This is a genomic window from Klebsiella oxytoca (assembly GCF_009707385.1).
In the GTDB taxonomy this organism is placed as follows: domain Bacteria; phylum Pseudomonadota; class Gammaproteobacteria; order Enterobacterales; family Enterobacteriaceae; genus Klebsiella; species Klebsiella oxytoca_C.
Window position 1 is genome coordinate 2,158,232 of record NZ_CP046115.1, and the last position, 11,898, is coordinate 2,170,129.

Genomic DNA, 11,898 nt, shown 5'->3' on the forward strand with positions numbered 1-11,898 from the left:
TATCAAATATCAGATTTGGCCGAAGCGGCCGCTATTGAAATCAGCAATCGCTTCCGCGATTTGCGATTTGGTATTCATCACGAACGGGCCGTAGCCCACAATTGGCTCCTGCAGCGGCTCGCCGGCCATCAGCAGAACCTTTGCATCGGAGCCTGCTTCCAAATGGAAAGCGTCACCTTTCTGGCTCAACACCACCAACTGTCCTTCCCGTGCGCTTTCCGCGCCGTTTACGGTAACTCCACCTTCGAGCACCACCAGCGCGGTGCTCCAGCCTTCCGGCTGAAGCAGCGTCACCTCACGACCCTGTCTGAGCTGTAAATCCCATACGTTCAGCGGTGAGAACGTATGCGCAGGGCCGGCGACATCGCCGTAGCGCCCGGCAATCACTCTGACTGTTCCGGCATCGTCGTCCAGCGTCGCTTGCGGAATGACGTCTGCGGTAATGCTCTGATATCCCGGATGCGTCATTTTGTCTTTGGCCGGCAGGTTGACCCACAGCTGAATCATTTTTAGCTCGCCGCCGGTACGGGTAAATTCCGCAGAGTGGGACTCCTCGTGCAGGATCCCGGAGCCAGCGGTCATCCACTGCACATCGCCCGGACCGATAATGCCGCCTCTACCGGTCGAGTCTCGATGCTCGACCTCACCGGAGTAGACGACGGTAACGGTTTCGAATCCGCGATGCGGATGTTCGCCGACGCCGCGTTTACCGCTTCCCGCCGGAAAAGTGTGCGGCCCCGCGTAATCAAGCAGCAGGAAGGGGCTTAGCTGTTCGCCGTGAGTCTGATAAGAGAACATGGAGCGAACCGGGAAACCATCGCCTACCCAGTGCTGAGAAGGCGCGGTGTAGATTCCAGTAATCTGTTTCATGGCAATCTCCTGAACGTCTGTTTCTGATGTGAATAAGCATATATTCACCACTAATACTCCGGTAGATAGCGAAAATGGCCTATACTGTTCCAAAAATAGAACGATGGAGAGAGGATGCAGGATCTCAATGATTTAGCCTGGTTTGTCCAGGTTGTTGATTACGGCGGATTTACTGCGGCGGGTAGGGCACTCGATCAACCTAAATCCAAACTCAGTCGTCGCATCGCTCAGCTGGAAGAACGACTCGGCGTACGTTTAATCCAACGTACTACCCGCCAGTTTGCCGTCACGGAAGTTGGGCACACCTTCTATCAGCACTGTAAGGCGATGCTGATAGAGGCTGAAGCGGCAGAACAAGCGGTAGAGACGCTGCGCTCCGAACCTCGCGGCAGCGTCAAGCTGACCTGCCCGGTAACGCTTTTACATGCACACGTTGGGCCAATGCTGGCACGTTTTATGGTGCGCTATCCGGGAGTGAATCTTCAGCTTGAAGCAACTAACCGAAGAGTTGACGTGGTGGGCGAAGGCATTGATGTGGCGATTCGCGTGCGCCCGAGACCGATAGAGGACAGCGATCTGGTGATGCGCGTTCTTGCCGATCGTGGGCATCGCCTGGTAGCCAGCCCGCAGTTAGTTGCTCGGATGGGGCAACCTGATTTTCCAGCAGAATTAAGCAATTGGCCGGGATTAAGTCTGGGGGCTGGCAAACATCAGCATAGGTGGCAGTTAACTGGCCCTGAAGGGGAAAAGGCGGAAGTCTACTTCACGCCCCGAATGATCACCTCGGATATGCTGGCGCTGCGTGAAGCAGCTATTGCCGGAGTGGGGTTGGTACAGCTTCCTTTATTAATGGTCCGTGAACAGCTGGCTGCCGGCGAACTGGTGGTGGTGCTCGATGAGTGGCAGCCACGCAGGGAGGTAATCCATGCGGTGTTTGCTTCTCGCCGTGGTCTGCTACCGTCGGTCAGGGCGCTGGTGGACTTCCTGAGCGAAGAGTATCAGCGGATGGAGGAGGATTAGGGCTGTCGGTATTCTGCGTCTGCTGGCCAGGCAGACGTAATACGGTGAGTTAATCACAGTGGGCATCAATATTACTTAAGCGCTATGAAATAATTCAGCGTTTTGATTGAGCTATTATTCCTGGAGCTAAAATCGGGTGAAAAAATCAATAATAATATAAAAGAGCGTCTTAATTTTTCCAGGGAGTGTTTTATCTTTTACGCTCGTAAAATTTTAGCTGCTTATAGTCCCGATTTGCCTGGGAAACATAATTGAAACTATAGTATTCAGGGCTTTCTTAATGCACAAGCTTGCCGAAAACGTTGTTGATAATGAGTCAATGATTAATTCGGGTAAGGATCATACGCGTATAGACCGTCTTCCTGATTGCAGTAAAGCGGATAAATTTATCGCCAATAAACATTTTTCATTAGTGATGGCGCGGGCTCAGTATTGCCTGATTTATCACTGCTTTCGCCTTGCTGTAACCGTCCTGGATCATTTATCCTTTCGCGCTGCAGCTTGTTGAAGTAAAACGCGATATTGTTAGAGTCGTTAATCCAACACAAGCGCTATTCCCGCGCAATGTACCCGGGAATACGTAATAAATGCTACCGCCACAATATAAAACACACCACAACCTTATGCTAAGGAGTCAGCATGGCAGCCCCTTTGGGTCGTTTGGCGCTTATCCCGCTGTTATTTATTACCGCTTGTCATCAGCCTGTGTCGTCAACAGCGGCAGGACCGGTACCCATTACCCAGGATCAACAAGCGATTATTGATAACACCACGCTTGAGATCTCACGCAGCGCGCTGGAATACAATATTCATAAGGTCCAGCAGCTTCTGGGCAATCAAACTCGTTTATGCGCCATCCTGAAAGGGGATGCCTATGGCCATGACCTTAAGCTTGTTGCGCCAATAATGATGCAGAACAATGTTCAGTGCATCGGTCTTGCCAGCAACGAGGAAATTCACACCGTTCGTAGCCTCGGTTTTAAAGGGCAGCTAATGCGCGTACGCAATGCGACTGAAAAGGAGATGCTGCAAGCGGCAGATTTCGATACCGAAGAGCTTATTGGCAACCTGGAAATGGCGAAACGTCTGAGCGCTATCGCTGTCAACAAAGGAAAAGTTATCCGTATCCATCTGGCGCTGAACTCTGGCGGGATGTCGCGTAATGGCCTTGAAGTCAGTAATGTCGCCGGTCTTGAGCAGGCCCGTGCGATTTCAGCACTGCCGGGCCTGAAAATCGTCGGGATCATGTCTCACTTCCCCGAAGAAGACGCTGCGGTGGTGAAACGGGATCTTGCTCGTTTTAAAAACCAGTCAGCCCAAGTGTTGCAGATTACTGGACTGAAACGCGAAGACGTTACGTTGCATGTTGCCAATACTTTTGCCACGCTGACGGTACGTGATTCCTGGCTCGATCTGGTTCGCGTCGGCGGCGTTTTTTACGGTGATACCATTGCCAGTACGGAATATAAACGCGTAATGACGTTTAAATCCTCGATTGCTTCGGTAAATCACTATCCTGTAGGCAATACCGTCGGCTACGATCGCACCTACACTCTTAAACGCGACTCTGTCCTCGCCAATATTCCTACGGGCTACGCGGATGGTTATCGGCGTGTATTCAGTAATACCGGGCATGTGCTGATTAACGGGCAGCGGGTTCCGGTGCTCGGCAAAACGTCGATGAACACGGTAATTGTCGATGTTACGGACCTCAAGCAGGTTAGTCCTGGCGATGAAGTAGTGCTCTTTGGTAGGCAAGGAAATGCGCAGATTAGCGCAGAAGAAGTCGAAGAGATCAGCGGCGCGCTGTTCACTGAGATGTCGATTCTCTGGGGCGCGACCAATAAGCGAGTGCTTGTCGACTAACTCCGATTCAGCGCTATAAGCAGCAGGGGTTTCATTTATCCCAGGAAACCCCTGCTGTTCAGGCCAGCCCGGATGCGAAAAAAAGCCCGTACTTATGTACGAGCTCTTCTTTGAATATGGCGGTGAGGGGGGGATTGACTCGCAGCGCTCGTCCTCCGGGCAGCTTCCTCGCAGGCTCGTCAGCTGTCCAACTGGCTGACGCCAGTTGTCGACCCCCGGTCGGGGGTTCTCATCCCCCCCGGTGGGGTGCAATATGCGAAAAAAAAGCCCGTACTTACGTACGAGCTCTTCTTAAAATATGGCGGTGAGGGGGGGATTGACTCGCTGCGCTCGCCCTCCGGGCAGCTTCCTCGCAGGCTCGTCAGCTGTCCAACTGGCTGACGCCAGTTGTCGACCCCCGGTCGGGGGTTTTGGACAGCTGACGAGCCTGCGAGGAAGCTGCCCGGAGGGCGAGCGCAGCGAGTCAATCCCCCCTCACCGCCATATTTTAAGAAGAGCTTGTACGTAAGTACGGGCTTTTTTTTCGCATATTGCACCCCACCAGGGGGATGAGAACCCCGACCGGGGTCGACAACTGGCGTCAGCCAGTTGGACAGCTGACGAGCCTGCGAGGAAGCTGCCCGGAGGGCGAGCGCAGCGAGTCAATCCCCCCTCACCGCCATATTTTAAGAAGAGCTTGTACGTAAGTACGGGCTTTTTTTTCGCATATTGCACCCACCAGGGGGGATGAGAACCCCCGACCGGGGGTCGACAACTGGCGTCAGCCAGTTGGACAGCTGACGAGCCTGCGAGGAAGCTGCCCGGAGGACGAGCGCTGCGAGTCAATCCCCCCCTCACCGCCATATTTTAAGAAGAGCTTGTACGTAAGTACGGGCTTTTTTTTCGCATATTGCACCCCACCAGGGGGGATGAGAACCCCCGACCGGGGGTCGACAACTGGCGTCAGCCAGTTGGACAGCTGACGAGCCTGCGAGGAAGCTGCCCGGAGGGCGAGCGCAGCGAGTCAATCCCCCCCTCACCGCCATATTTTAAGAAGAGCTCGTACGTAAGTACGGGCTTTTTTTTCGCATATTGCACCCCACCGGGGGGATGAGAACCCCGACCGGGGTCGACAACTGGCGTCAGCCAGTTGGACAGCTGACGAGCCTGCGAGGAAGCTGCCCGGAGGACGAGCGCTGCGAGTCAATCCCCCCCTCACCGCCATATTTTAAGAAGAGCTCGTACGTAAGTACGGGCTTTTTTTTCGCATATTGCACCCCACCGGGGGGGATGAGCTGGCTGACGCCAGTTGTCGACCCCCGGTCGGGGGTTCTCATCCCCCCTGGTGGGGTGCAATATGCGAAAAAAAAGCCCGTACTTACGTACAAGCTCTTCTTAAAATATGGCGGTGAGGGGGGGATTGACTCGCTGCGCTCGCCCTCCGGGCAGCTTCCTCGCAGGCTCGTCAGCTGTCCAACTGGCTGACGCCAGTTGTCGACCCCCGGTCGGGGGTTCTCATCCCCCCTGGTGGGGTGCAATATGCGAAAAAAAAGCCCGTACTTACGTACAAGCTCTTCTTAAAATATGGCGGTGAGGGGGGGATTCGAACCCCCGATACGTTGCCGTATACACACTTTCCAGGCGTGCTCCTTCAGCCACTCGGACACCTCACCATATTGTCTTTCCCGTTGTTGCCGGGAACGGGCGCTAATTTAGGGAAATCCGTATCTCCCGTCAATCAACTTTTAAAAAAAATCGCGCGTTTAGCCAAACTTCAAGCAACTTGCTTCCTAAATACGCGTGAATCGTTTTTTTTGTCGCCATTCCCTTTTTCACACGCTCGCCAGACGAAATTTGCTATGCTGGCAAACCAATAGAAAACAATGAGTAAAACACGGCGCTAACCAAACCTGCCAGTAGCGTCGGCTTTCAGGAGCCCCTATGGATATCATCTTTTACCACCCGACGTTCGACACCTCTTTCTGGATTTCACAACTGGAAAAACAGCTGCCCGGCTCGCGAGTTCGTGAGTGGAAATCCGGCGATGATCAACCCGCTGACTACGCTCTGGTCTGGCATCCGCCGGTAGAAATGCTGCAGGGACGTGAGCTCAAGGCGGTCTTTGCCCTCGGTGCTGGTGTCGATTCAATTCTTAGTAAGCTACGGGAGCACCCGGAAATGCTGCCGTTGTCGACTCCGCTATTTCGTCTGGAGGACACCGGCATGGGATTGCAGATGCAAGAGTATGCGGTGAGCCAGGTTCTGCACTGGTTTCGTCGCTTCGACGACTATCAGGCGTTAAAGCAGGAGGCCCGCTGGCAGCCGTTGGATGAATATCAGCGTGAAGATTTTACGATCGGAATAATGGGGGCCGGCGTGCTCGGTGCGAAGGTGGCCGAAAGCTTGCAGAGCTGGGGATTCCCGCTACGTAGCTGGAGTCGGAGCCGCAAATCCTGGCCTCAGGTAACGAGTTTTGCTGGTGAAAAAGAGCTGAGTGATTTCCTCAGGGGTACACGAGTGCTGATAAACCTGCTGCCTAACACGGCGGAAACCGTCGGAATTATTAATCAGGCGCTTCTGTCGCAGCTGCCGGATAACAGTTATGTGCTGAACCTGGCTCGCGGCGTACATGTAGTTGAGGACGATCTGCTGGCGGCGCTCGACAGCGGAAAGCTGAAAGGGGCGATGCTGGATGTATTCAGCCGTGAACCGCTGCCGAAGGAGAGCCCGTTATGGCGCCATCCGCGCGTGGCGATGACGCCGCATGTGGCCGCGGTCACCCGGCCTCTGGAAGCCATTGCCTATATCGCAAAAACAATCGGTCAGTTAGAGCGAGGTGAAACGGTAAGCGGGCAGGTCGATCGACTGTTGGGATACTAAGTGAAAGCCCCGCAAGCGCGGGGTTTTTGCTGATCTTGCGCGCAGATTCCTGCTATTCTTGCCACAAACAGAGAAGGAGATTGTGATGTATCCTGTTGACCTGCACATGCATACCGTCGCCAGTACCCACGCTTACAGCACCCTGCACGATTATATTGCGCAAGCAAAACGCAAAGGGATCAAACTCTTTGCCATTACCGATCATGGCCCTGATATGGCCGATGCGCCGCACCACTGGCATTTTATTAATATGCGTATCTGGCCGCGACTGGTGGATGGCATCGGTATCCTGCGCGGTATCGAAGCCAATATCAAAAATACTCAGGGCGAAATAGACTGTACCGGCCCGATGCTAACTTCGCTGGATCTGATTATTGCCGGTTTTCATGAACCCGTGTTCCCACCTCAGGATAAATCGACTAATACTGAGGCGATGATCGCCACCATAGCGAGCGGCGCGGTGCATATTATCAGCCATCCAGGTAATCCTAAGTTCCCCGTTGATATTCCGGCCATTGCCGCTGCGGCGGCGAAGCACCATGTAGCGCTGGAAATCAATAACTCGTCTTTTGTCTCTTCGCGAATCGGCAGTGAAGATAATTGTCGTGCCGTTGCGGCGGCCGTGCGCGATGCCGGCGGTTGGGTTGCGCTGGGCTCGGACTCTCATACTGCGTTTACGCTCGGTGAATTTGGCGAGTGCCGTAAAATCCTTGATGCCGTCGGTTTTCCGGAAGAGCGAATTCTTAACGTGACGCCCCGGCGTCTGCTTAATTTTCTTGAATCGCGTGGGATGCCTGCGATTCCTGAATTTGCTGAACTTTAATTTGAATAACTGGAATAAATGAATGAACGAGTTTTCAATCCTCTGCCGCGTGCTGGGCTCTCTCTATTATCGTCAGCCGCAGGACCCGCTGCTGGTTCCGCTATTTACCCTTATCCGTGAAGGGAAGCTGGCGGCGAGCTGGCCGCTGGAGCAGGATGAACTGCTGGAGCGCCTGCAAAAGAGCTGCGATATTTCGTCTCTGGCTACCGACTACAATGCGCTGTTTGTGGGGGAAGAGTGCGCCGTTCCGCCCTATCGTAGCGCATGGGTAGAAGGCGCAACGGAAGCTGAAGTTCGTGATTTTCTCAGCGCGCACGGTGTTCCCGTAGGAGAGGGCGCGGCGGATCATTTCGGCTCCTTGCTGCTGGCAGCCTCATGGCTGGAAGATCACGTTCCGCAAGATGAGACCGAGGTTCTGGAAACGCTGTTTGCTGAGTATCTTTTACCCTGGTGCGGGGCGTTCCTTGGCAAAGTCGAAGCGCATGCGACAACGCCGTTCTGGCGCACAATGGCCACGCTGACCCGAGAAGCGCTCTCCGCCATGTGGGATGAGCTTCAGGAAGACAATGAGCAATAAATCGTGATTTAAATCACAATTTAAATGCAACAGAGATTTCATTATTTCACGTAGTGTGTTCGGTGTCGCATTTGCATGGTGCGTTTCTGCTATGATACGCGCCATGAACATACTCTTCGCAATCGCATTAACGACAGGCATTCTCTCCGGTATCTGGGGATGGGTGGCGGTCGCTTTGGGCCTGCTGAGCTGGGCGGGATTTCTTGGCTGTACGGCTTACTTTGCCTGTCCGCAAGGGGGCTTGAAAGGTCTGCTGATCTCAACCTGCACGGTAATGAGCGGCGTGGCGTGGGCATTAGTCATTATTCATGCCAGCGCCCTGGCGCCGCAGCTGGAAATCCTGAGCTACATGATGACCGGGCTCGTGGCATTCCTTATGTGCATACAGGCGCGCCAGCTGTTGCTCTCTTTTGTGCCAGGCACCTTCATCGGCGCGTGTTCAACGTTTGCCAGTAACGGGGACTGGCGTATTGTTGTCCCTTCGCTGGCGCTGGGGCTGCTATTCGGCTATGCCATGAAGAATAGCGGACTGTGGCTGGCAGCTCGCGCGGAGAAAAATAAACCTCTTGCGAATGAAAGCAATTAAATACATGTAAATCATCCAGCATGAATAAAAAGGGCCCTTTGGGCTCTTTTTTTGCGTAGAACCCGCCTTTTTCACCTTTGTTTGATGCATTTTCCTCCACTCGTGTTTGCCATTAACTGTACCGATGGTCAGTGAATCGATTTTGTTATCAAAATTAATATAAATGAAATTTATTTGTTTTTGTTTTGTTAATATAAATACACCAATGTAAGTAGATGTAACCCGATGCGCTCATGGATGGCTTGTTCTTTTGATGGCTATGCAGACAGGCAGAGGAGTTGAATCATGAAGAAACAGGCATGTGTATTAACGGCAGCTATATGTACTCTTTCTGGGATATTTAATCCGGTGATGGCTGAACAGGTACAGGCTGGCGTCATCTACTTCTATGGGCAAGTAGTGGAAACTCCCTGTCAGTTGGATGCGGTCAACCACCAGGTTTTTATGGATTGTCCAAACCAGAAGACGGTACGGATTTCGACTCAGCAGCTTGAAAAAGGAAATATTCATAACGAGAACATTCGCTCTGCGCAAATAAGATATCTGAACCCGCAGAAGACCCTTGCTATTGTGGAAGTCGATTATCGGTAGGACTTGCCCCAGGCTTTCGTCCTGGGGTCTATCGTGCCATATTATCCTCGTCTATTAATTTGAAGACGTAGCCGACAGGAGGAGAAATGGCTGTTCAACCTGAAGTTATTCTCGGCGACATTACCAAACTTGCGGTCGACGTCATCGTCAATGCCGCAAACCCATCATTGCTTGGCGGCGGCGGGGTTGATGGTGCAATCCATCGCGCTGCGGGGCCTGCACTGCTGGCTGCCTGTAAAGTGGTGCGGCAGCAGCAGGGGGAATGTCCACCGGGCCATGCGGTTATTACCAGCGCAGGGGATTTACCCGCCAGTGCGGTTATTCACGCCGTGGGGCCCGTCTGGCACGGTGGTGACAGGCAGGAGGCGGAAGTACTGGCTGACGCCTATAAAAATAGCCTGCAGCTGGCTTCGGCAAACAATTTTCGATCGATTGCGTTTCCTGCCATTAGTACCGGCGTTTATGGCTACCCTAAACAAGCCGCCGCGGAGATAGCCGTGAGGACGGTGAATTCATTTCTTACTCGCTACAATCCTCTGGAGCGCGTGTATTTCGTTTGCTTTGATGCCGAAACCGCCGGTATCTATAACCAGGTACTGGCAGCGAGTCGGGCGCAATTCGGCCACCATAATAAGATATGATAGTTTCCTGTAATCGCGGGACACTATCATCATGGGAGATTTACCGGTGGCTGAAGGGAAGGTTCTACAAAAACAGCGGCTTCGCAGGATGGAAATTGTTGTCGCCGCACAGCAATGCTTTGCGGAAAAGGGCCTGCATGGCGCCTCCGTAGCGGATATTGCGCGCAAGGCGGGTCTGAGCGTAGGCCAGCTTTATCGTAGTTTCACCAGCAAAGAAGAGATAATCGAAGTCATCGTCAGCGAGATTGTCAACGCCAGAGTGGGTGAGATGGTTGCCGGAAACCAAGATTTACCCCGTATGGCGATGGTTTTAGCGGGCGTGCTCCCGACGGCTGAACATACAAAAAACGATAATTATCTGCTGATGGAAATTAACGCCGAGGCGTCCCGTAACCCCCGGCTGCGGGAAATCTTAAACCAGGCCGATCGTCGCCTGAAAGAAGAGGGCGGGCGGCTTACCCGGCAATATCATCCCGATATGACAGATGATCAAATCAATATCGCCTGCGAATTTATCGCGATCCTGACGGAAGGAGCAGCCTATCGTTGCGATCTGGCAACGGCATCGACGGTGGATAAGTCGGCGATGGAAACCCTGTATCACGATATCTTTCAGCTCTTGTGCGCCAAAAAATAAAGCTGCCAGGTTGGCCTTACACAGCAGCTTTATCAGAAGAACTAATTGGTCGATATCTGTGGCTTAGCGGTTTTTGCCTGAAACTTTCCGGAAAAAAGAAAGCGCAATAGCGGTATCCGCAGATGAATTTCATACAGAACCAGAGCAATTCCAACCACAAAAACCAGTCCGGTAATAAATCCAAGCGTATTGGATTTAATGATCGGGGTTATCCAGGCTCCGTAAAGCAGGGTCAGAGGATGATGCACCAGATAGATAAAGAGTGATGCATTAACGAAATAGGTGACACGCGCTGACTGGAAATTCAACAGACGATGGCCAAGCGAAAAGACGACGTTAACCATCCACAGTCCCAGCACCATGGTAATAACGTATTCGGTCTCATACATCCAGCCATCGCCAGAGCCGTACTGTTGATTCAGGCGGTATGCTATGAATCCCAGCAAAGCTGCGCCAAAGCACCAGGGCGATGGGGTCGTAAACATCGTTTTCAGGCGCGGATTAATAAACGTCTGGGCGCCGAGAATAAAGAAAGGCAGGTAAAACAGCGTCTGCATGACGATAAAGTTGAACAAACCGTTGCTGAGAATGGGCGGATAGAGCATAAAAATGGTGCGGCGGATTACCGCATACAGCACGCCCAGAGCAAGAAAAATCATCGACAGCTGACCTAATGTGACGGTGTCACCAAAGGTGGGCGCTGTGGCAGAACGCTGGTGCGTGAGCCATTTAAACATGACAACTCCCAACGACGTCAGCACCACCAGGACCAACAAAAACCACAAGTGGGAAATCAGCTCCCAGGCAAGAGTGTTGAATTTGTCGTAGCCTGAGAGAGTATGCCAGTACTGCGCTTTACCATTGACGTACTGCAGCATAATAAATTGCGGCACGGTCAGCAGCGGAATCGCCGTTAACATAGGAATTCCTACGCGCTCAACGCGTACTTTCCACCATTTTTTAAGCGGATAGCGCAGAAACAGCATGTAGGAAAAATACCCGGAAATCACAAAGAAAACCTGCATGCGAAAGGCATGGATGAAATCATTAAACAACGTCAGCCACCAGGAAGGCTCTGCGCTGTTCACATGCCAGCTATGGCTGGAGTATATAAGCGAAATGTGAAAAGGGATCCCCAACAGCATCAACCACGCGCGGATGCTGTCGAAAAAATATTCACGCTCTACCGGAGTATTATTCATACAATATCACTACATTCTCAGACAATTCGTCTTATCACTCAACGTGATAACCTATAAATTCTCTGCAACCCTACATGAACTCTGGTTATCTGTCTCCAGGATAAGCACGCAAAGTGCAATAGGGGCAGTGAACGGTGTATTCCCTGTGTCGCCAGGCCGAACATTGCAGGGATTATGTTGTCGGAATGCCTGAGTTTCCATTAAAATAGATCGGATCGATTTAAGC

Annotated in this window: 12 protein-coding genes and 1 tRNA gene; 10 read left to right on the plus strand and 3 right to left on the minus strand. The window is 52.5% G+C overall.

Annotated elements, in window-relative coordinates:
* Nucleotides 1-9: 9 nt before the first annotated feature.
* Nucleotides 10-870: a pirin family protein gene (locus GJ746_RS09910; protein WP_154680036.1), complete on the minus strand. Its 861-nt coding sequence runs from the start codon at nt 868-870 to the stop codon at nt 10-12.
* Between the two features lie 114 nt (nt 871-984).
* Here GJ746_RS09910 and GJ746_RS09915 point away from each other — a divergent pair, with 114 nt between their 5' ends.
* The 3 genes from GJ746_RS09915 to alr all read left to right on the plus strand — a co-directional run bounded on the left by GJ746_RS09915 (nt 985) and on the right by alr (nt 3,756).
* Entirely contained in the window at nt 985-1,890 is a 906-nt protein-coding gene (locus tag GJ746_RS09915; protein ID WP_154680037.1) for a LysR family transcriptional regulator, read from the plus strand.
* 280 nt (nt 1,891-2,170) lie between these two features.
* Nucleotides 2,171-2,398: a hypothetical protein gene (locus tag GJ746_RS09920; protein ID WP_154680038.1), complete on the plus strand. Its 228-nt coding sequence runs from the start codon at nt 2,171-2,173 to the stop codon at nt 2,396-2,398.
* Nucleotides 2,399-2,529: 131 nt separating this feature from the next.
* The gene (gene alr, locus GJ746_RS09925; RefSeq protein ID WP_154680039.1) at nt 2,530-3,756 is read left to right on the plus strand and encodes an alanine racemase; all 1,227 of its coding nucleotides are present in this window, start codon (nt 2,530-2,532) and stop codon (nt 3,754-3,756) included.
* A 1,564-nt stretch (nt 3,757-5,320) separates the two neighbouring features.
* On the opposite strand, the gene GJ746_RS09930 is transcribed toward alr, so the two are convergent.
* Nucleotides 5,321-5,408: transfer RNA gene (locus GJ746_RS09930), tRNA-Ser, on the minus strand.
* A 268-nt stretch (nt 5,409-5,676) separates the two neighbouring features.
* Here GJ746_RS09930 and ghrA point away from each other — a divergent pair.
* The 7 genes from ghrA to GJ746_RS09965 all read left to right on the plus strand — a co-directional run bounded on the left by ghrA (nt 5,677) and on the right by GJ746_RS09965 (nt 10,470).
* The gene (gene ghrA, locus GJ746_RS09935) at nt 5,677-6,615 is read left to right on the plus strand and encodes a glyoxylate/hydroxypyruvate reductase GhrA (protein WP_154680040.1); all 939 of its coding nucleotides are present in this window, start codon (nt 5,677-5,679) and stop codon (nt 6,613-6,615) included.
* Nucleotides 6,616-6,700: 85 nt separating this feature from the next.
* Complete coding sequence (locus GJ746_RS09940; RefSeq protein WP_154680041.1) at nt 6,701-7,438, plus strand: phosphatase; 738 nt, start codon at nt 6,701-6,703, stop codon at nt 7,436-7,438.
* Between the two features lie 22 nt (nt 7,439-7,460).
* Nucleotides 7,461-8,015, plus strand: coding sequence for a molecular chaperone (locus GJ746_RS09945; RefSeq protein WP_154680042.1), 555 nt, complete (start codon nt 7,461-7,463; stop codon nt 8,013-8,015).
* A gap of 103 nt (nt 8,016-8,118) precedes the next feature.
* A complete protein-coding gene (locus GJ746_RS09950; protein ID WP_154680043.1) occupies nt 8,119-8,601 on the plus strand; it encodes a DUF1097 domain-containing protein in 483 nt (160 codons plus the stop codon).
* Nucleotides 8,602-8,886: 285 nt separating this feature from the next.
* Nucleotides 8,887-9,192: a type 1 fimbrial protein gene (locus tag GJ746_RS09955; RefSeq protein WP_154680044.1), complete on the plus strand. Its 306-nt coding sequence runs from the start codon at nt 8,887-8,889 to the stop codon at nt 9,190-9,192.
* Nucleotides 9,193-9,278: 86 nt separating this feature from the next.
* Nucleotides 9,279-9,833, plus strand: coding sequence for an O-acetyl-ADP-ribose deacetylase (gene ymdB / locus GJ746_RS09960; RefSeq protein ID WP_154680045.1), 555 nt, complete (start codon nt 9,279-9,281; stop codon nt 9,831-9,833).
* 46 nt (nt 9,834-9,879) lie between these two features.
* Nucleotides 9,880-10,470, plus strand: coding sequence for a TetR/AcrR family transcriptional regulator (locus tag GJ746_RS09965; protein WP_154682685.1), 591 nt, complete (start codon nt 9,880-9,882; stop codon nt 10,468-10,470).
* 41 nt (nt 10,471-10,511) lie between these two features.
* Here GJ746_RS09965 and mdoC read toward each other — a convergent pair whose 3' ends face one another.
* Nucleotides 10,512-11,672 carry a glucans biosynthesis protein MdoC gene (mdoC, locus tag GJ746_RS09970; RefSeq protein ID WP_154680046.1) on the minus strand — a complete coding sequence of 387 codons (1,161 nt, stop codon included), beginning with the start codon at nt 11,670-11,672 and terminating at the stop codon, nt 10,512-10,514.
* Between the last annotated feature and the right edge of the window lie 226 nt (nt 11,673-11,898).